The 19,720-nt window shown below is 72.1% G+C and carries 13 protein-coding genes; 6 read left to right on the top strand and 7 right to left on the bottom strand.

The genetic code is table 11. The features are described 5' to 3' along the window. The first annotated feature begins 146 nt into the window (after positions 1 to 146). On the top strand, positions 147 to 3,986 hold the full coding sequence (gene fxsT, locus AB0G63_RS03335) for an FxSxx-COOH system tetratricopeptide repeat protein (protein ID WP_360743478.1): 3,840 nt from the start codon (positions 147 to 149) through the stop codon (positions 3,984 to 3,986). A gap of 153 nt (positions 3,987 to 4,139) precedes the next feature. On the opposite strand, the gene AB0G63_RS03330 is transcribed toward fxsT, so the two are convergent. From AB0G63_RS03330 to AB0G63_RS03320, 3 genes are all read right to left on the bottom strand, one after another. Continuing rightward, positions 4,140 to 6,053: an HEXXH motif-containing putative peptide modification protein gene (locus AB0G63_RS03330; RefSeq protein ID WP_360743475.1), complete on the bottom strand. Its 1,914-nt coding sequence runs from the start codon at positions 6,051 to 6,053 to the stop codon at positions 4,140 to 4,142. Between the two features lie 278 nt (positions 6,054 to 6,331). Next, positions 6,332 to 6,529, bottom strand: a complete 198-nt coding sequence (locus tag AB0G63_RS03325) for a hypothetical protein (protein WP_360743472.1) — start codon at positions 6,527 to 6,529, stop codon at positions 6,332 to 6,334. A 145-nt stretch (positions 6,530 to 6,674) separates the two neighbouring features. After that, positions 6,675 to 8,252: an MFS transporter gene (locus AB0G63_RS03320; RefSeq protein ID WP_360743867.1), complete on the bottom strand. Its 1,578-nt coding sequence runs from the start codon at positions 8,250 to 8,252 to the stop codon at positions 6,675 to 6,677. A 260-nt stretch (positions 8,253 to 8,512) separates the two neighbouring features. Here AB0G63_RS03320 and AB0G63_RS03315 point away from each other — a divergent pair, with 260 nt between their 5' ends. Next, positions 8,513 to 9,514 carry a YafY family protein gene (locus AB0G63_RS03315; protein ID WP_360743469.1) on the top strand — a complete coding sequence of 334 codons (1,002 nt, stop codon included), beginning with the start codon at positions 8,513 to 8,515 and terminating at the stop codon, positions 9,512 to 9,514. Positions 9,515 to 10,099: 585 nt separating this feature from the next. Here AB0G63_RS03315 and AB0G63_RS03310 read toward each other — a convergent pair. Further along, positions 10,100 to 11,098 (bottom strand): sigma-70 family RNA polymerase sigma factor, encoded by a 999-nt coding sequence (locus tag AB0G63_RS03310; RefSeq protein WP_360743466.1) that lies wholly within the window; start codon positions 11,096 to 11,098, stop codon positions 10,100 to 10,102. Positions 11,099 to 11,324: 226 nt separating this feature from the next. Here AB0G63_RS03310 and AB0G63_RS03305 point away from each other — a divergent pair, with 226 nt between their 5' ends. Continuing rightward, positions 11,325 to 11,843, top strand: a complete 519-nt coding sequence (locus AB0G63_RS03305; RefSeq protein WP_360743463.1) for an N-acetyltransferase family protein — start codon at positions 11,325 to 11,327, stop codon at positions 11,841 to 11,843. Between the two features lie 182 nt (positions 11,844 to 12,025). Here the strand turns inward: AB0G63_RS03305 and AB0G63_RS03300 are convergent, their stop codons facing one another. Further along, positions 12,026 to 12,829, bottom strand: coding sequence for a class III extradiol ring-cleavage dioxygenase (locus AB0G63_RS03300; RefSeq protein WP_360743460.1), 804 nt, complete (start codon positions 12,827 to 12,829; stop codon positions 12,026 to 12,028). Between the two features lie 99 nt (positions 12,830 to 12,928). Here AB0G63_RS03300 and AB0G63_RS03295 point away from each other — a divergent pair, with 99 nt between their 5' ends. After that, complete coding sequence (locus AB0G63_RS03295) at positions 12,929 to 13,480, top strand: MarR family transcriptional regulator (RefSeq protein WP_360743457.1); 552 nt, start codon at positions 12,929 to 12,931, stop codon at positions 13,478 to 13,480. A 149-nt stretch (positions 13,481 to 13,629) separates the two neighbouring features. Here AB0G63_RS03295 and AB0G63_RS03290 read toward each other — a convergent pair whose 3' ends face one another. Both AB0G63_RS03290 and AB0G63_RS03285 read right to left on the bottom strand, forming a co-directional pair. Then, a complete protein-coding gene (locus AB0G63_RS03290; protein WP_360743454.1) occupies positions 13,630 to 15,171 on the bottom strand; it encodes an MFS transporter in 1,542 nt (513 codons plus the stop codon). A gap of 298 nt (positions 15,172 to 15,469) precedes the next feature. Continuing rightward, positions 15,470 to 16,114 carry a helix-turn-helix domain-containing protein gene (locus AB0G63_RS03285; protein WP_360743864.1) on the bottom strand — a complete coding sequence of 215 codons (645 nt, stop codon included), beginning with the start codon at positions 16,112 to 16,114 and terminating at the stop codon, positions 15,470 to 15,472. A 343-nt stretch (positions 16,115 to 16,457) separates the two neighbouring features. Between AB0G63_RS03285 and AB0G63_RS03280 the strand changes: the two genes are divergently transcribed. Both AB0G63_RS03280 and AB0G63_RS03275 read left to right on the top strand, forming a co-directional pair. Further along, entirely contained in the window at positions 16,458 to 17,762 is a 1,305-nt protein-coding gene (locus AB0G63_RS03280; protein WP_360743451.1) for a M6 family metalloprotease domain-containing protein, read from the top strand. 168 nt (positions 17,763 to 17,930) lie between these two features. Then, a complete protein-coding gene (locus AB0G63_RS03275) occupies positions 17,931 to 19,697 on the top strand; it encodes an IclR family transcriptional regulator C-terminal domain-containing protein (protein WP_360743448.1) in 1,767 nt (588 codons plus the stop codon). Positions 19,698 to 19,720 lie beyond the last annotated feature (23 nt).

Raw genomic sequence — 19,720 nt, 5'->3', positions numbered from 1 at the left:
ACGGGACCCCGACCGGCCGACGGCCCTCCTGGCCGGCCTCCCGGAACAGCGGCGGCTTTCCCCCCGCCCTGCCCCCCGGCGTCCCGGCCGCCTTGCGGCGCCTGGGCGGCACGCTCCGCCGCTCCGGCGTCCGGGAAGTGGCGGTGGTGGCCGACACCGGTCCGACGATGGGCCTCTGGCTGCCGACAGTCGGTGAGTTCGCGACCGTCCTTCACCACGCCGGCGCGGCCCGCCGCGTCACCGTGCACCGGCTCCCGCCAGCCCGCAGCGCGGGCCCGGCGACGCTGCCGCGCCGGCCCGCGGCGTCGCGGCTGACCCTGCTCCTCACCGACGGCGCGGGCCCGCGCTGGCGCACGCACGAGGTGGAACCTCTGCTGCGCCGCTGGGGACAGTCCGGGCCGACCGCCTTGATCCACCTCCTGCCGCACGCGGTGTGGCGGGCGACGGGACTGCGCGGCTGGCAGGTGCTGCTGCGCTCCCCCGGGCCGGGCGCGCCCAACCACCGGACACGCTGGCGGCCTCGCGGCCTCGGTCCGGACGTGCGGGACATGCCGCCCGGCCGTCGGCCCGATGTGCCGGTCCCGGTGCTCGAACTGGCCCCACGCTGGCTGGACGCCTGGTCCGGGCTGCTGAGCGCGGCCCCGCCCGCGTGGCTGCCGCTGACGGTGATGTTCCCCCACGTGCGCGTGCCCGTCGACGCCGACGACAGCGGCAACGACAGTGGCAGCGGCGGCGGCAACGGCAGCGGCAGCGGCAGCGGCAGCGGCAGCCAGCCGACGGTCACGCCGGCGGCGCGGGTGGCGCATTTCCGGTCGTCCGTGCCGCGCGACGTGTTCACGCTCGCCACCATGCTCGCCGCCCTCCCCCTCACCGCCGGACTGATCACCGAGATCCAGCAGGCGCTGCTGCCCGGCACCTCCCTCACCGACTTCGCCCACCTGCTCGTGTACGGCCTTGTCGTGCCGGTGGGCCGGGATGCGGAGACGTTCGAGTTCGGCGCCGGCGTCCGGGACGAGCTGCTGGCCGCGGCACGACGACCGGATCTGGTGCGGGTCGTCGAGTTCGTGGGGGATCGCACGGGATACGGCGGGGAACACTTGTGGCGACTGCCCCGGTTGCTGCGCGGGGCCGCCGAGCACCGGCTCCCCCAGGTCGACGAGGAGTCCCGGCCGTGGCTCATGGCCGAGAGCGCCGTGCTCCACGCCCTGTCCGGACCGTTCCTGAAGCCGGCGAGAGAAGTGGACGAGGTCCTCGCGGCCCGCACGGCCCTCGCGGCCCACCGGGACGACGCGCAGCGGGCACGACAGCACGGCACCACCGCTCACGCAACCACCCTTCACGGCACCACCGCTCACGCAACCACCCTTCACGGCACCACCGCTCACGCAACCACCCTTCACGGAAACACCGTTCACGAGACGACCCTTCACGGGAAGAGGAGGCCGGTGATGCCGCAGCAGGCCCCGGCGGACACGACAGACGACGGACGCGCCGGTTCCACGCCGACGATCTGGGGCAACATCCCACCCCGGAACCCGAACTTCACCGGCCGTGAAGCGCTCCTCGACGGGCTCCACCAGCGGTTGCTGCGGGAGCGGGCGACCGCCGTACTGCCCCATGCCCTGCACGGCATGGGCGGCGTCGGCAAGAGCCTGCTGGCGGTCGAGTACCTGTACCGCAGGATGAGCGAGTACGACGTGGTCTGGTGGATCTCCGCGGAGCGGACCGCGCAGATCTCCCTGTCCCTGGTGGAACTGGCCCCGAGACTCGGCCTGCCGACCGGCTCCGACGCCTCCTCGACCGTGGCCGCGGTCCTGGAGGCGCTGCGCACCGGTGTGCCGTACTCACGCTGGATCCTGGTCTTCGACAATGCCGAAAGCCCCGAGTCCGTGCGGCAGTTCTTCCCCGCGGGCGGGCCGGGCAACATCCTGGTCACCTCGCGCAACCCCCAGTGGGCGTCACTGGCACGTCCGCTGGAGGTCGACGTCTTCCTGCGGGAGGAGAGCAAGCAGCTGATACGGGCCCGGGGCCCGGAGATCGAGGACGCGGACGCCGACCGGCTCGCGGAGGCGCTGGGCGATCTGCCGCTCGCCATAGAGCAGGCCGCCGCGTGGCATGCGGAGACCGGCATGCCGGTGGAGGAGTACCTGCGGCTGCTCGACGAGAAACGCGTCGACCTGCTGCGCGGCACCGCTCCGCTGGGCAACCAGCATCCGGTGATCGCGGCCTGGAACATCTCCCTGGACCAGTTGGAGGCGAAGAACCCGGCCGCCTACCAGTTGCTGCAGGTGTGCTCCTTCTACGCCCCGGAGCCGATCGCGCGAAGCATGCTCTCGCGTGTGCCGCCGGGTCCCGTCACGCCCGAGCTGGATGCGGCGCTGGACGACCCGATCCGCCTCGGTCAGGCCATCCGGGACATCGGCCGCTACTCCCTGGCCCGCTTCAACCACCGCACCAACTCCCTCCAGATGCACCGGCTGGTGCAGGCGGCGCTGCAGTTCCGCATGACCGAGGAGGACCGGGCCACGATGCGGCGCGGCGCCCACCTGCTGCTGGTGGCCAGCGACCCCAACGATCCCAACGACGCCCTGCGCTGGGACCGTTACGGCGCCCTGTACCCCCACGTCGTCGTCTCGGAGGCGGTGCGTTCCGACTCCGCCTGGGTGCGCCGCCTGGTGGTGAACGAGGTCAAGTACCTGCTGCGCTGGGGTGATTACGAGTCCTGTCTGGAGCTGGCCCGCTCGGCCTACGAGACCTGGACCCGCGACCTCGGTGAGGAACATGCGCACACGCTGCAGGTCGCCCGCTGGCTGGGCTTCCTGCAGTTCAGCATGGGCCGTTACAAGGAGGCCGCCGATCTCAACGCGGCGACGCTGGAGGCCCACACCCGTGCACTCGGCCCCGGTCACCAGGACACACTGGACGCCCTCGGCAACGTCGCCATCGACCACCGGGTGCGCGGGGCCTTCACGGAAGCCCTCGAACTCGCCGAGTCGGTGCACCGGCAGTATCTGGAGCTCCTGGGCCCGGACGATCCCGAGACCCTGCGGGCCGCGCACAACCTCGGGGTGAGCCTGCGGCTGGTCGGCCGCTTCGCCCGGGCCCTGGAACTGGACGAGCAGACCTGGCGCAGCCGCACCCAGATCTTCGGCCAGGACCACATCGACTCGTTGCGCACCTGGCTCGGCATGATCGTCGACCTGCGTGAACTGGGCCACTACCAGAAGGCGTTGGCCTATCACCACCAGATCACGCAGCACTCCACGACGCTGCTGGGCAACAGCAACCCGTTCACGCTGTCCTGCGTCCGTCTCCTCGCCGTCGCACTGCGCAAGGCCGGCGAGCACGAGGAGGCCGCGGCGACCGCGGAACGGATCCACGCCGAACTGGTGCGCCGGTACGGCGACCACAACCCCGAGTCGATGGCGGCCAGCCTCGAAATGGCCATCCATCTGCGTCACCGGGGCAGTCTGCGGGAGGCGTCCGTCCTCGGTACGGCGATCTGCCGCCGGTACGAGGAGACGTACGGCGCGTATCATCCGCACGCCCTGTCCGCCGCGGTGAACCTCGCGGTCATCCACCGTCTGCTGGACGACGCGCCGACCGCGCACTACATCGACACCGTGGCCCTGCAACGGCTCACCGGGCAGCTCGGCGAGAACCATCCCTCCACGCTGATCTGCCGCACCAACCTCGCCAGCGACTGCTTCGCGCTGGGCGACGCGGCGGCGGCTCTGGAACTGGACACCGAGACGTTGCGCCGGTCGCGGGAGGTCTTCGACGACGACCACCCTTCCACCCTGGCCTGCGCCGCGAACCTCGCCATGGACCTGCGGGCGGTGGGGCGGGAGGAGGAAGCACAGGCCCTGCGCCAGGACACCCACGAACGGCTGCGCCGCACCCTGGGCGGCGATCACCCGGCCGTGGCCCAGGCCGCCGACTGGGGTCATCGCGCGGACTGCGACATGGACCCGCTGCCCCTGTGACGGACAGCTGCTGCTTGCTGCCGGTTCGAGTGCTCGCCGGTTCGAGTGCTCGCCGGTTCGGGTGCTCGCCGGTTCGGGTGCTCGCCGGTTCGCGTGTTCGGCCGTTGGGTGCGTCGACAGGCAGGGCGGTCAGCGGACCGGCCTGCGTGCCAGTCAGTGGGCCAGCCAGTGGGCCAGTGCAAGCGGGTCCGGCGGGACGGGCAGCGCACGGCTGACCGCCACGGCCAGTTCGGGGTGGTCGGTCAGCGCGGTTCCGGCTGCCGGCTCGCCGCACTCGATCAGCGCCAGGCCGAGTCCCGCCCAGGCCGCGGGCCGGGCGTCGGGGCCGCGCAGTTCCTCGCCATACAGTTTCGCCGCGGTCACGGCGTCGCCGTCCACCAGTGCCAGGTCGGCGGGGAGGGCACCGGGGACGCCGCTTGCCGGATCGTCCGCGGCGCGCAGGGCGCGGAACTCCGCGGGTGCGATGAGGCGCAGACGTGCCAGCAGCGCGAGCGTGTCGAGCCGGCAGGCGTGCGGGTCGGCGCGCAGGACGGCCTCGGGGCGCGGGGCGGCCTCGACGCGCGGGAGCGCCTCCGGACACGCGGGGGCTTCGGGACACGCAGGGGCTTCCGGGTGCGGGACAGCCCCGGCGCGCAGGACGGCCTCGGGGCGCGCGGTGCCGTCTGGGCGCCCCCCGGCGCGCTCGGCGGCGCGCCAGGCGTGCGCCAGGTGCGCAGCGTACGCCGTGGGCGGGTGCATGTGGTGTGCGCGCCAGGCGGCACGGTGGTGCGCCGCCGCGAGCGACGCGAGACGCTGCTCGCGCGCCCCCACCGGCTCCGCCTGCCAGCCCGCGGTCTGCTCGTCCAGCGCGTCGATCAGCGCGCGCCCCGGCGCAGTGAGCGCCGGGTGCCCGCGCAGCGTCCCGATGACCTCGCGCACGGCGCTGCGCCACAGCGCGAACTCGAATCCCGCGAGCCCCTCAAGACCGCGCGTGCGCCAGTAGTGCACGACCCCCGAGAAGGCGTACGCGCCGTGCACCAGGCCTCCGAGCGGGCGCGGGTCGTCGCGCCACGGGGCGTGGAAGAGGTCGCCGCACTCTTCGAAGAGCGGCGTGAGGAAGATGACGCCGTTCAGGAGGGTGTGCCGGAACTCGTGCAGGACGGCGACGCCGACCTGGGCGGGAAGGACCTCCGCGTCCTCGTCGGGCTCCGACAGCAGCACGCACCCGAAGGCGTCGCTCGAGGACGCCGCGCGGGCCCGCAGCCGCTCCCCGCGCGGGAGCGGGACGATGGAGCGCAGTCCCGCGGCCAGCGCGCGGGCGCCCGCGGGACGGTCGTCCACCATGACCGGCCACATGCGCTCGAACCAGCGCTGCCAGGCGGCGTGGCGAGCGGGAGAGAGCCGGCCGGCCGCGGGCAGCGCGGACACCGGCGCGTACGGTCCCAGGTCGTCCAGCGCCAGGTCCAGGGTCGTCCCGGCGTGCTCCGCGCGCAGCCGACGCTGCCCCTCCCATCCGGGGCCGTCCTTCTCCGGGTCGATGGGCAGCGTGACGGTCACCCCGCCCGCGGCTACGCGCACCACCCCGTCCTGCGCCCACACCCGGGCGGTGCCCCAGGGATCGCCGCCGACGGTCGCCCGGCCGAGCCCGGGGAGGAAGACCCGGCCCTCCCTTACGGGCACGCGCACGGCGAAGTCGGCGCCCGCGGCGACGTGCACGACCGCCGCCAGCTGTCCGAGGAAGCCGAGTTCCACGCCCAGCGGCGCTTCGTCCGGCGTCGCCCGCGGATCCGGCCGGGTCAGTCTGCGTACCAGGGCCGCTGACCACACGCCGACCTGGGGGTCGAGCAGCACGGTGCGGAAGGCCGCGGGAGCCGCGCGTTCGGCGGCCTCCAGCAGTTGCCAGTGCACCCGCACGGCGGCGGTGTCGCAGTGCGGGGTCTCGGTCGCGGCGTCCAGGAGCGCCCGCAGCAGCAGGAGCCGTCGGCTCACCTCCGCCTCCAGCAGAAAGGCGACAGCCTCCTCGTCCTCGGTGACGGAGCTGAGCGACCGCAGGACGGGGTCCGAGAGGTGGTGAAGGCGGATGGGCACGACGTTTCCTCGTTCACAAGGGCCGTGACGTGGGGTGCACGCCGCGTCGGATCGGGGCGTCGGCCCCGGGGCCTGTCCGGCGGGTCGGGCCGACTCCGGGCGACGGGGGCTTGCGGTGGCGTGCGCCGGAATGCAGGCCGGAAGGCCGGGACGCAGGCCGGAAGGCCGGGACGCAGGCCGGCCGGAAAGAGGGCAGGGACGCGGAACCCGCATCCTTGACGACACGTCGGCGGTCGAGCGTGGCGGGCGCCGCGGTTCCGGCTGGTTTGCCGGACGGGCTAGCTGCCGTCGCTGCCGGCGATCGTGGACAGCGGACGGTCGACACGCCGGCGCAGCCGTTCGACCGACGGGCGCAGAACGGCGTCGTCGAGGGCCGCGATCTCCGCGAGCGACAGTCCTGACAGGGCCGGCAGCCAGGGTCGCGGCGCCTCGGACTGCGTCACTTCACAGGAGGTGGCGTGTTCCGTCGATGACATGGCGTCACCGTATAGCAAAAAGTGCCCGCCGCCGAGCCTGCGCAGGTCGAACGGGTTCCTCGTCCGCCCCGACGCCGTGCCACCGCTGACACCCCCGTGGCCTCCCGGCCACCGCAGGCGGCTGCGGGGGCCGGGAGGCCACGGATCACCGGGAGCCGTGGGGTGTCAGCGGTGCCGCACCCGCCTCCGCCCGGTCCACCTCCGGACTCACGCCCTCCACTTCCCTGGCCGCCGCGCCCACCGCACTCGCCACGCCCGCCGCGCTCGCCGCGCCCCCTGCGGACGTACTCCCGGCGGACGCAGCCTCCGTACCCCAGGCGGACGCAGCCTCCGCACCCCCGACTGCCGCTGCCCCCGCGCGCTTGGGCAGGGCGAACATCAGCAGGAAGATCACGGCCATCACCGCGGCCACCCACCCCATCGCGTGCCGGAAGGCGTCGACGAAGGCAGGGCCCACGGCCTGACGGCTCAGCCGGTCGGGGATCTCACCGAAGAAGACCACCGACACCAGCCCGAGCCCCAGCGCGTTGCCCATCTGCCGCACGGTGTTGATGAGCCCGGACGCCGAACCGGCGTGCTCGCGCGGCACCTCGGACAGGTTCGCGTCCGTCAGCGGGGCGATGATCAGGCCCATGCCGGCGCCCATGACGACGAGAGGCGGCGCCATCTGCCAGGCGGCGATGCCGAGGCCGTAGCGGCCGGACTCCCAGATGTAGAGCAGCACGCCCGCCCCCATCGCCAGCGCGCCCGCCTGTAGCACCTTGCGTCCGAAGCGCGGAACGAGCTTCTGCACGGACAGCCCGGCCGCAACGGACACCGCGATCGAGAAGGGCACGCCCGTCAGCCCCGCCCGCAGCGGGCTCCAGCCCAGGCCGGTCTGCATGTACAGCGTCCACACCAGGAAGAAGACGCCGAGCCCGGTCCCGAACACGGTCTGCACGGCGATCCCGGCCGCGAAGCTCTTGACCTTGAACAGCGACAGTTCGACCAGCGGGGAACCGTCCCGCGCCGCCTTCCGCCGCTCGTACGCCACCAGCGCCGCGAAGACGCCGACCGAGCCGGCCATCGACACGTGTCCCCACAGCGGCCAGCCCAGTTCGAGGCCGCGGGTGAGCGGGTAGAGCAGCATCAGCAGCGCGAGCGTCACCAGCGCCACGCCTACCAGGTCCAGCTTCAGCGCCCGCGGCGCTTTCGACTCGGTGATGAAACGGCCGCCGAGGAACAGTCCCGCAATGCCGACGGGCAGGTTGATGAGGAAGATCGGCCGCCATTCCAGACCGAACAGGTTCCACTCGGTCAGCAGCGCGCCCAGCAGCGGACCGGAGACCGCGCCCAGCCCGACGACGGCGCCGAACATGCCGAAGACCTTGCCGCGTTCGTGTGCCGGGAAGGTCGCGTGCACGATCGACAGGACCTGCGGGACCATCATCGCCGCCATGCCGCCCTGCAGGATCCGGGAGGCGACCAGCATCTCCGGGTTCGCGGCGAAGCCGCACAGTGCCGACGCGAGCGTGAAGCCGCCGATGCCGACGAGGAACAGCCGCTTGCGGCCGTGGATGTCGCCGAGCCGGCCGCCCGTGATCAGGCCCGCCGCGAAGGCCAGCGCATAGCCGGCCGTTATCCACTGGATCTGGCTGAAGGAAGCGCCGGACTCCTGCCGGATCGACGGGATCGCGATGTTGACGATCGTGACGTCGACGAGGTCCATGAAGGCCGCCGTCATCACGATGGCGAGCGCGAACCAGCGGCGTCGGTCCGCGGGTGACTCCGCAGTCGACTCCACGGTCGCCTCCGCGGCCGACTCCACGGTTGCCTCCGCGGCCGACTCCACGGTTGCCTGCGCAGTCGGCTCCTCCGCGGCGCGTTCCGGAGTGACGAGGACGGTGTCGGGCGTGTCCCCACGGGATTCGGTTGAGGTCATGTGCCGAAGCTATGGCGGCAATAGGTCAGGTCATGTCCTAGTTCTCCGGCATCCTCGAACACATGACGACGGACACCCCGGCCCGGCTCCTGCAGCTCCTGTCCCTCCTCCAGACGCCTCGTGAATGGCCCGGCGGCGAGCTCGCCGACCGGCTGGGCGTCTCCCGGCGTACGGTCCGGCGCGACGTCGACCGGTTGCGCGAGCTGGGTTACCCGGTGCGGGCCACGAAGGGGTCCGACGGCGGCTATCGGCTGGTCGCGGGCAAGGCGATGCCGCCGCTGCTGCTCGACGACGAGGAGGCGGTGGCGATCGCGGTCGGTCTCAGGGCCGGCGCGGGACACGCGGTCGAGGGCGTCGAGGAGGCGTCCGTACGAGCCCTGGCGAAGCTGGAACAGGTGCTGCCCTCCCGCCTGCGCCCCCGCGTCGCCGCCCTCCAGTCCGCGACGACGCCGTTGACCAGCGGGGACGGGCCGAGCATCGCGTCGGAGACGCTCACCGCCATAGCGTCCGCGGTGGCGGGGCGGGAGCGGCTGCGGTTCGCCTACCGGGCCAAGGACGGCACCGAGTCGCGGCGCGTCACCGAGCCGCACCGGCTGGTGTCGACGGGACGACGCTGGTATCTCGTCGCCCACGACCTCGACCGCGCCGACTGGCGCACGTTCCGGGTCGACCGGGTGAGCCGGCCGTTCGCGACCGGTGCGCGGTTCGCTCCGCGGGAGCTGCCGACGGGGAGCGCGGCGGAGTACCTGCGGCAGTCGATGCAGCGACGGCACGAATCGTACGGCTACGACTTCGAGGTCACGTTCGCCGCGCCCGTCGAGGCCGTCGCGGCGCGCGTGCCGTCCTGGCTGGGGACTCCGGAACCCCTCGGCGCCGCCGGCTGCCGCCTGCGGGCCACGGTCAGCGACTCGGTCGAGTGGCTGGCGGCCCGGCTCGCCATCCTGGGGTTCGACTTCACGGTCCGGGAACCGGAGGAACTGGTCGCCGCCGTGCGGGAGATGGGCGGGCGGCTGACGCGGGCCGGAAGCGGAGGCGCTCCCGAGCCGGACCGGAAGGCGGGGTAGGCCGCCCCGGCGGCCCGGTCCCGGTCGCCCTGGTCGCCCCGGTCACCCCGCTCGCCCCGGTCGCCCCGGTCGCCCCGGTCGCCCCGCTCGCCCCGCTCGCCCCGCTCGCCCCGCTCGCCCCGGTCGCCCCGGTCGCCCCGGCAAACCGTGCCCGTATGGAACAATCTGCCGTCCGGCGGGCCACCCCGGGGTTCAGGTCCGGGGTGGCCCGCCATTCCGGACGCGGGGCGAAAGAGGAGCCGGGCCCCGGCGCCCTGGGGGGAAGGGCGCCGAAGCCCGGCTCAGGGAGAGTCCCGGCGCCGGGGGGTTGCGTCGGGACCGGGTGTGGTCTGTGGGGATGGAGGGTGTGTCCCTCCGACCCCGGTTCGCGGGCCCAGGAGGGCCCGAACTCTTGTGCCCTGAGGTCTTTTTCCCAGGGCTCAGCCGCTTGAAGCAGCGTCCTGTGGCCATTGTTTGCGCGGTCTTCCGCCACCCGGCGTGCGCGGCACGGCCTGCCGCACGCCATTCGGCCGTCCGGCGCACCGAGCCCCGTAGCCGTGCCCGGCATGCCGGAATCGCGCCCGCGTCGCGCCGGGCCAGGCCCGGCTAGGCCACCGCTTCGAAGCCGGTGTCTCGGGCCAGCTTCTTCAGCTCCAGCAGGGCGTGCTTCTCGATCTGGCGGATGCGCTCGCGCGTCAGACCGTGCTCCTTGCCGACCTCCGTCAGCGTGCGCTCGCGGCCGTCCTCGATGCCGTACCGCATCTTGATGATGGAGGCCGTGCGCGGGTCGAGGCGGCCGATGAGGTGGTCCAGTTCCTCGCTGCGCAGCAGGGTGAGAACCGACTGTTCCGGGGAGACCGCCGAGGTGTCCTCGAGCAGGTCGCCGAACTGGGTCTCGCCCTCGTCGTCCACCGACATGTTCAGCGACACCGGGTCGCGGGCCCAGTCGAGGACGTCGGTGACGCGCTCCGAATTCGAGCCGAGCTCGGCGGCGATCTCAGCGGGCTCCGGGTCCCGGCCGTGCTCCCGGTTGAACTCGCGCTGCACGCGGCGGATGCGGCCCAGTTCCTCCACGAGGTGGACGGGCAGGCGGATGGTGCGGGACTGGTCGGCTATCGAGCGGGTGATGGCCTGGCGGATCCACCACGTCGCGTACGTCGAGAACTTGAAGCCCTTGCGGTAGTCGAACTTCTCCACCGCGCGCACCAGACCGGCGTTGCCCTCCTGGATCAGGTCGAGCAGGGGCAGCCCGCTGCGCGGGTAGCGGCGGGCCACGGCCACGACCAGGCGAAGGTTGGAGCGGATGAAGATGTCCTTGGCGCGCTCGCCCTGGGCAACCAGGGCCGCCAGCTCCTCGCGGGTCGCGTCGGCCTTGGACTCCTCGTATCCGTCGAGTACCTGCCGTGCGAAGACACCCGCCTCGATGATCTGGGACAACTCGACTTCCTTGGCGGCGTCGAGCAGCGGCGTGCGCGCGATCTCGTCGAGGTACATGCCGACCAGGTCGCGGTCCGCGATCTCGCCGCCGTGTGCGCGAACACTGCTGGCCTTGTCGACGGTCCCGCCGGAGGCGGACTGACGACGGGCGACGGCACGGGTTGCCATGCGTGCTCCCTTTGCGTTGCGAGTCCCCCGCTCGATCGACGAGCGTGGGGAGGGCTGGCGGGTGTTTCTTCAGATGCCCGGTACTCGCCTTCGAGTACGTCTCGGCACTTTCCTCGGGTGCCCGGCATCTGATGGGCACAACGACTGGAATCAGGACAGAATTCCCAACCCGCCCCCCGATTTTTCTGATCATGCAGTACCCTGTGCCGCTCCGGGAGGAGGCGCAGTGCCGCCAGAGCGTGCAGAGGTGCAGGTCAGGCCGGGTGCCGAGAGGGACCTCGAGGCCCTCACCGACATCTACAACCACTATGTGCGTGAGACGCCCATCACATTCGACACCGCCACCTTCACCCCTTCGGAGCGACGCCCCTGGTTGCTCTCCCACCCCGAAGACGGACCGCACCGCCTGATGGTTGCCGCGGACCGGGACACACAGGAGATTCTGGGCTACGCCACATCCAGCCCCTTCCGCGCCAAGCCCGCGTACGAGACCTCCGTCGAGACGACGGTCTACGTGGCCCCGCACGCGGGCCGCAGGGGCATAGGCACGCTGCTGTACCAGGCCCTCTTCGAGGCCTTGGCGGGCGAGGACCTGCACCGCGCCTACGCCGGCATCGCCCAGCCCAACGAGGCGTCCACCCGGCTGCACGAGCGCTTCGGGTTCCGCCACCTCGGCACGTACCGGGAAGTGGGCCGCAAGTTCGGCCGCTACTGGGACGTCGCCTGGTACGAGAAGGAGCTGTAGAGGATCCGCAGCCACCCGGCCAGGCAAGATCCGCAGAAGGATCCGCAGCCACCCGGCCAGGCAAGATCCGCAGAAGGATCTGCAGCCACCCGGCCAGGCAAGATCCGCAGAAGGATCTGCAGCCACCCGGCCAGGCAGGATCTACGGCCGCCGGCCGGCCAGGAGCCGCGGCCGCCCGGGCGTCAGCCGAACTGCACCGACCGCTTGGCCAGCCCCATCCAGAACCCCTCGATCACCGACTTCTGCGCGTCCAGCTCGCCGGCCGCGTCGGCGGCGCCCATCGTCACGAACAGCGGGGCGAAGTGCTCGGTGCGCGGGTGGGCGAGGCGCCCGGCCGGGGACTTGCGCAGGAAGTCGAGCAACGCGTCCACGTCACCCGTCTCCAGCATGCGGTGGCCCCAGTCGTCGAACTCGGCCGACCAGGCGGGCACTCCCGCTCCGATGTGCCGCAGTGCCGCCAGGTTGTGGGTGAAGAAGCCGGAGCCGACGATCAGCACGCCCTCGTCGCGCAGCGGGGCCAGCCGGCGGCCGATCTCCATGAGCTTCACCGGGTCCAGGGTCGGCATGGAGACCTGAAGGACCGGGATGTCGGCGGCCGGGAACATCTCGACGAGCGGCACGTAGGCACCGTGGTCGAGGCCGCGGTCCGGGATGTCCTGCACGGGCATGCCGGGCGCGCGCAGCAACGCACGGACGGAAGCGGCGAGTTCGGGGGCGCCGGGAGCCTCGTACCGGACCCGGTAGTAGTGCTCGGGGAAGCCCCAGAAGTCGTAGACGAGCGGGACCGTCTCGGTGGCACCGATGGCGAGCGGGGCCTCCTCCCAGTGGGCGGAGACCATGAGGATCGCCTTGGGGCGCGGCAGGGTGGCGGACCAGGCGGCGAGTTCGCCGGGCCAGACGGGGTCGTCCGCGAGCGGCGGGGCGCCGTGGCTGAGATAGAGGGCGGGCATGCGCTCCGGCGTGCGCTCCTGGGTGGCGGCGGACATGGTGGCGACTCCCTGCTTTTACTTTAACTCTCAATGTCTTCGGTCACCCTACGCCCGATTTGTTTAAGATTCAAGGAGATCCCTCGTACAGTGGAGTGCATGAACGCTTCCGCACCCGCCGACGAGCCCACCGCGCCCCGCCGGTCCCCCGAGGCACCCGAGCCCCGCGAGCCCCGCTGGCTCACCGACGACGAGCAGTGCATCTGGCGCTCCTACCTGCACGCCACCACGCTTCTGGAGGACCACCTCGACCGCCAGCTCCAGCGGGACGCGGGCATGCCGCACATCTACTACGGCCTCCTCGTCGGCCTCGCCGAGTCCCCGGACGGCCGGCTGCGGATGACGGAGCTGGCCATGCAGGCCAAGATCACCCGTTCCCGCCTGTCCCACGCGGTCGCCCGCCTGGAGAAGAACGGCTGGGTACGGCGCGAGGACTGCCCCTCCGACAAGCGGGGCCAGTTCGCGGTGCTGACGGACGCGGGGTACGAGGTGCTGCGGCGCACCGCGCCGGGCCATGTGGCGGCCGTGCGGCAGGCGGTGTTCGAGCGGCTCACCCCGGAACAGCAGAAGTCCCTCGGCGAGATCATGCAGATCGTCGCCGAGGGACTCCAGCCCGACGGAGCGGGCGCGGACCTGCCCTGGCTGCGCTGAGCCGTTCACCCGGCGAGCAGCCGGGCAGGTCCCGGGGCCCGTGCGTACGAGGCGTCCCCTTCCTCGTTCCGCACGGGTAGTACCGAGTAGCACCTATTAGTACCGAGTGGTACCAAGTGGTACCGAAGGGGTACGACCGACGGTCGCCGTCAGTGGACGACCACCGGGACGGCCACCTCGTCCTCGACGCCCTCCACGGCCCCGGACACGGCGGTGGCACCGGGACGGCCGGCGTTGACGAAGGTCACCACGATCAGCGCGGCGAGCACCAGCATGCCGACGGCGAACCAGATGGCGTTGGTGTAGCCGTGCACCGCGCCCTGCATCTGGACCAGCTGCGCCTGCTGCTTGGAGGTCGCGGTCGCGATGTGGTCCTTGATGTACGCGGTCGTCGCGGACGCGGCGATCGTGTTCAGCAGGGCCGTGCCGATCGCGCCGCCCACCTGCTGCGAGGTGTTGACCATCGCGGAGGCGACACCGGCGTCCCGGGGTTCGACGCCCAGGGTGGCCAGGGACATGGCCGGCATGAACGCCGTACCCATGCCGAGGCCGAGCAGCAGCATCGCCGGCAGGATCGTCGAGGCGTACGACGAGCCGATCTCCAGCTGCGTCATCAGGAGCATGCCGGCCGCGGCGACCAGGAAGCCGGGGCCCATCAGCGTACGGGCCGGGACCCGGGTCATCAGGCGGGTGCCGATCTGGGTGGAGCCGATCATCATGCCCGCGACCATCGGCAGGAACGCGAAGCCCGTCTCGATCGGCGAGAAGCCCTTGATGACCTGCAGGTAGTAGGTCAGGAAGAGGAACGTGCCGAACATCGCGATGATGGCGATGCCGAGCGAGAGGTAGACGCCGCCGCGGTTGCGGTCGGTCACCACCCGCAGGGGCAGCAGCGGGGCCTTGACCTTGGACTCGGTGACTGCGAAGGCCAGCAGGAGCAGCGCGGAGGCGACGAACAGGCCGACCGTCAGGGAGTCGCCCCAGCCGTCGGACTCGGCGCGGGTGAAGCCGTAGACGAGCGAGACCAGGCCGAGGGTGGACAGCAGGACGCCGGGGATGTCGAGCGGGTTGCGGTTGCGGCCGCCCTCCGGCTCACGGATGACGAAGTACGCGCCGAGCGCGGCGACGATGGCGAACGGGATGTTGACGAAGAACGTCCAGCGCCAGTCCAGGTACTCGGTGAGCACGCCGCCGAGGATGAAGCCGACGGCGCCGCCGCCACCGGCGATCGCGCCGTAGATGCCGAACGCCTTGGCGCGCTCCTTGGCGTCCGTGAACATCACGGCGAGCAGGGACAGCGCGGCGGGCGCGAGCATCGCGCCGAACACGCCCTGCAGCGCGCGGGCGCCGAACATCATCGCGCCGGTGGTGGCGGCACCGCCGAGCGCGGAGGCGCCGGCGAAGCCGATCAGGCCGATGACGAAGGCCCGCTTGCGGCCCCACAGGTCGGCGATGCGGCCGCCGAAGAGGAGCAGTCCTCCGAAGGCGAGGGCGTAGGCCGTGATGACCCACTGCTTGTTGCCGTCGGATATGCCCAGGTCCTGCTGCGCGGACGGCAGTGCGATGTTCACGATGGTCGCGTCGAGGACGACCATCAGCTGGGCGAGCGCGATGAAGACGAGCGCCTTCCAGCGGTTGGAATCGGGGGCCTTTTCGAGAGCGCCGGGAGCGCTCCGGGCTGTTTCAGACATGGAGGTACCCACTTCGGGACTTCGGGACTTCGGGACTTCGGAATTTAGGGACTTCGGAATTTAGGGACTTAGGGACTTCTGACAGACGTGAGAACGGGACGGCGTGACAGGTGTCGTGACGGAAGGACTCTGAGGACGTCGCGAGGGCACGGTGAGGGAACGACTCGTGCACGGCTCGTCTGCGGCTCATCCACAGCGACGGCCGACGAGGCGCTTCCCTGTCTGGTGACTAACGCTCAGGCGCTTGGTGCTTGGGTGTGTTCAGTGCGTTCGGTGCGTTCAGTGCTGAACTCATCGGTCAGGGCCGGCGCAGATCCTCCATGGTGGCCGCCGCCCCCGGCAGGACAGAACGGGCCGGGGCCCGCAGTCCGTCCAGGAACAGTTGCAGATGACGGTGGACGAAGCGGTCGACGCTGAGACAGTCGGTGCCGGCCGGCGGCCGGCTGAGCTGGGCCACGGCGACCATCAGGTCACCGACGCCGACGTCGGGGCGGAGCTGGCCGGCCTTCCTGGCCCGCTCCATCACGCTCGCGATGATCTGCTCGCAGCGCTCGCGCGCCGCTTCCAGATCGGGATGGTTCTCGTCGAAGGCGGCGGCCACCATCGGGCACAGCGCGCTGATCCGTTCGTCGGCAGCGGCGTGCACGAAGCGCTCCAGCGCCTCGAAGGCGTCCCCGGTCTCCGCGAGCGCCTGCTCGCCCGCCTCGGACGTCCGGTCCAGCACGGAACAGACGACCTCACGGACCAGCGCGTCGCGGTCGGGGAAATTGCGGTACACCGTGGCGTTGCCGACGCCGGCCCGGCGGGCGATCTCGTCCAGCGGCACGTCCGGTCCGTGCTCGGTGAACATCTCCCGGGCGGCGGTGACGATCCGCTCGCGGTTGCGCAGGGCGTCGGCACGCGGCCGGCTCACCTTCCGCTGCACGCGGGTCGCGGTCGTCATGGCCTGCACGGCGGACTCCTCAGCTCGATCGGGTGACTGCGGGTTCTGCAAGTTCTACGAGTTCCACGAGAACTGCAGGTACTGCGGCGGTGCGGTACTACGGGGTGCGGTAGTGCGGTACTGCGGCGATCCGGGGACCGAGTCCCCGTTTCGGTCGGACACACGTCTAAACGGGGAAACGCTCCCCGGTTATTTCCCGCCCGGAAGAAGATTCCGTGTGACCTGAGTCACACAAAAACACACGTTCGGACCCTTTCAGCGCGCGTCCACACATCACCGGACACAGGGTGATCAGAAAGGAGCAGTCCGTGACCGCCGGCTGCCGTGGACGAAGGACCCGTGCATGCAGCATGAGCGCCCCCGCCCCCAGGTGCCGCTCCGCCGTCGGATACGCCCGCGCCGTGCGGCCGCCTTCACGGCCGTGACCGCGCTGACCCTGACGGTCGCCACCTCGGCCGGCACGGGCGACCTCACGTCCCGCTCCACCACGGCCGGGGCCGGCCCGGTCTCCCTGGCCCGCGGCTCTGCGCTCAGCCCCTGCCTGATCAGCGGCGGCCGCACCGTCCAGATGTCGGAGGGGGTGCCGACCGTCACCGGCTACTCGCGCTCGACCGGCACCGTACGGGCTCTGAACCTGATGATCGACTTCCCCGACGCGCACGGGAAGGGCGACGCCCTCGACCGCTTCCGCGAGTTCTTCCCCCAGACCCAGGAGTGGTTCCGCACCGCCTCCTACGGACGGCTCGTCTACCGCCCGGAGACGCCCGTCCCGCACTGGCTGCGCATGCCGAAGCCCTTCCGGTCGTACGGCATAGAACGCGGCGCCCCCTTCGACCCCGGTTACCGCCAGCTGGTCCAGGACATCGTCACCGCCGCCGATCCGCAGGTCGACTTCCGCGCCTACGACTTCCTGAACGTGCTGATCACCCCGAACGCCGGCCCGTCCGCCCTGGACACGGTCCTGTCGGTGACCTTCGCCGGCAACAAGGAGGCCCCCATCGCCGACGGTGTCCCCGTGGCCAACGCCTCCTTCGTCTACTCCCGCCAGGACGACGACTCCGGTTCCTACGGGCGCACCGGCTACCGCGTGCTGCCGCACGAGAACGGCCACGTCTTCGGCCTGCCCGACCTCTACACCCAGGAGGGCGGGGGCGCCGTCGGGCACTGGGACATCATGAGCGAGGACTGGGGGGCCAACAACGACACTCTCGGCTGGCACAAGTGGAAACTGGGCTGGCTGGACCCCGGCCAGGTGACCTGCGCGGCGACGCACGGCACCGTGCGGTACACGCTGACGCCGCTCGCCCGCACCGGCGGTCCGAAGCTGATCTTCGTCCCCATCGACGGCCGCCGCGGATACGCCGTCGAAGTGCGCACCCGCGAGGGCAACGACGAGGCCGTGTGCCGGCCGGGCGTGCTCATCTACCGGGTCGACGCCGGCGTGGACACCGGCATGGGCCCGGTCACGGTCTACGACGCCCAGCCCGACACCGGCGGCTGCACCCACGCCCCGAACGTCCACGCGGAACTCTCCGACGCCCCCTTCACTCCGGGCGAGGAGTTCCGCGCCCCGGACGGCGACATCCGGATCACGGTGACGAGCAGGGACGGCGAGGGGGACTACCGGGTGGCGGTGACCCGGGGGTGAGCGACCGGGCAGGGCGGGCAGCCGCACCTTCGATCTCCCCGGCTCAGCGGTGACGGACGCGCGCATTACGGTAGGCGTGCCGAACCGACATACCAGAAACCGAAACCCGATGCCCCCGCTCCCGTCCCCGTCCTCGCTCCCGTCCCGGCTCCCGCCCCCGATGCCGCGATGAACCCCGTCGACCCCGCCGACGCCTCCCGTGCGTCCGCCGGCCCCTCCCCCGCACCGACCGAGCCGATCCCACGGACTGAGGCAGCCGCACCGACCGAGCCGGTACCGCCGGCCGAGGCAGCCGCACCGGCCGAGGCGGTCACGCCGCTGATCCGGGGAATCGCCGTGCTGCAGCGGCTGACGGAGGCGGGCGGCACGCTGAGCCTGAGCGGCCTGGAACGAGCCACCGGCCTGGCTCGATCCACGGTCGACCGCATCACCATGACGCTGGGCCGCATGGGCTACGTCCGCCTGGACGGCCGTGACGCCGTGCTGGCCCCCCGCCTGATGGAACTGGGCAACTCCTACCTGGCCGCCCTGCGCCTGCCCGCGCTGCTGGGCGGACACGCCGACGCGTTGGCCGACGAACTGGACGAGTCGGTGTCGCTGGCGGTCGCCGACCGCGACGGCATCCGCTTCATCCACCAGGCCACCCGCCGCCGCGCGATGTCGCTGAGCTTCCGCATCGGCGACCTGCTGCCGGCCGAACGCACCGCGCCGGGACCGCTGTTCGCGACGGAGTGGACGGAGGCTGATTGGCAGAGGTGGCGCGCGCGCCGTGCGGCGGACCCGCACGACCACGCCTTCCCGGCCGTACCCCCGCGCGAACACCCCTCGGCCGACGCCGACTTCGAGGACCGTACGGCGCAGGCGGCAGCGAACGGCTGGGCGTCGGACGACCAGTTGATCGAACCGGGGCTGGTCGCCGTCTCCGTACCCGTACGAGATCCCCGCACCGGCCGGATCGCCTGCGTGGCGAACGTGGTGAGCCACACCAGCCGGCACACGGCGGCGGACCTGCGGGACACCCTGCTGGAGCGCCTGCGCGCGGCGGTGTCCCGGATGGAGGACGACCTGCGCACCGCGCCCCCGCCCGGGCCCGCGCGCGCCCCCTCGGGCCTGGCGGCCTGGACGGGCGCGTCGAAGCAGCGGCTGGGCCGCGAGTTCGTGGAGTCGCTGGCGCGAGGCCTGACGGTCCTGACGGCGTTCGGCGAGGGCCGCTCCGCGCTGACCCTGACGGACGTGGCGAAGGCGACGGGCCTGGCGCGGGCGACGGCCCGCCGGGCCCTGATCACCTACGAACACCTCGGCCTGGTGACACCGGGCGACGATCCGCGCACCTTCACCCTGACTCCCCGGGTCCTTTCCCTGGGCTTCCCCCCGCTCTCCCGCACGACACTCCCCGAGATCGCGACCCCGCACCTGGCGGAGCTGTCGGCGCGGGTCCACGAGTCGGCGTCCCTGGCGGTACTGACGGACTCGGGATCCGGCCCGGAGATCCAGTACACGGCCCGGGCGGCCACGACCCGCGTGATGAGCGTGAACATCACGGTGGGCACCCGGCTGCCGGCGTACGCGACATCACTGGGACGCGTGATGCTGGCGGACGCACCACCGCCGCCCCAGGCCCTGGGCACCCCGCACCCGCTGACTCCCCGCACGGTCACGGACCCGCAGACCCTGACCCGCCTCCTGGCCCGGATCCGCACCCAGGGCTACGCCCTGACCGACGAGGAGTTGGAGGAGGGCCTGCGCTCGATCGCGGTCCCGGTCCGCGACCGGACCGGCCACGCGGTGGCCGCCGTGAACGTCGCGATGCACGCGGCCCGGCGCACGGTGGAGGAATGCGTCCGGGACATCCTCCCCGAACTGCGCCGCACGGCGGACCGCATCGAGGCCGACCTGTCGGTGGCAGGCCGCTTCACCCGCGTCCCACCCTCCTGACCCCCCATCGCCCACACCGAATC

Source organism: Streptomyces sp. NPDC020996, assembly GCF_040641355.1.
Classification (GTDB): Bacteria; Actinomycetota; Actinomycetes; order Streptomycetales; family Streptomycetaceae; genus Streptomyces.
The sequence above is the reverse complement of the archived record's forward strand: the minus strand, read 5'-3'. Positions and strand labels throughout refer to the sequence as shown.

Coding starts and splice junctions, on each gene's coding strand:
- AB0G63_RS03310 (WP_360743466.1), bottom strand. CDS start 11,098: ATGGCAACCCGTGCCGTCGCCCGTCGTCAGTCCGCCTCCGGCGGGACC.
- AB0G63_RS03315 (WP_360743469.1), top strand. CDS start 8,513: ATGACGACGGACACCCCGGCCCGGCTCCTGCAGCTCCTGTCCCTCCTC.
- AB0G63_RS03290 (WP_360743454.1), bottom strand. CDS start 15,171: ATGTCTGAAACAGCCCGGAGCGCTCCCGGCGCTCTCGAAAAGGCCCCC.
- AB0G63_RS03280 (WP_360743451.1), top strand. CDS start 16,458: ATGCAGCATGAGCGCCCCCGCCCCCAGGTGCCGCTCCGCCGTCGGATA.
- AB0G63_RS03325 (WP_360743472.1), bottom strand. CDS start 6,529: ATGTCATCGACGGAACACGCCACCTCCTGTGAAGTGACGCAGTCCGAG.
- AB0G63_RS03300 (WP_360743460.1), bottom strand. CDS start 12,829: ATGTCCGCCGCCACCCAGGAGCGCACGCCGGAGCGCATGCCCGCCCTC.
- AB0G63_RS03275 (WP_360743448.1), top strand. CDS start 17,931: ATGAACCCCGTCGACCCCGCCGACGCCTCCCGTGCGTCCGCCGGCCCC.
- AB0G63_RS03285 (WP_360743864.1), bottom strand. CDS start 16,114: ATGACGACCGCGACCCGCGTGCAGCGGAAGGTGAGCCGGCCGCGTGCC.
- AB0G63_RS03295 (WP_360743457.1), top strand. CDS start 12,929: ATGAACGCTTCCGCACCCGCCGACGAGCCCACCGCGCCCCGCCGGTCC.
- AB0G63_RS03320 (WP_360743867.1), bottom strand. CDS start 8,252: ATGACGGCGGCCTTCATGGACCTCGTCGACGTCACGATCGTCAACATC.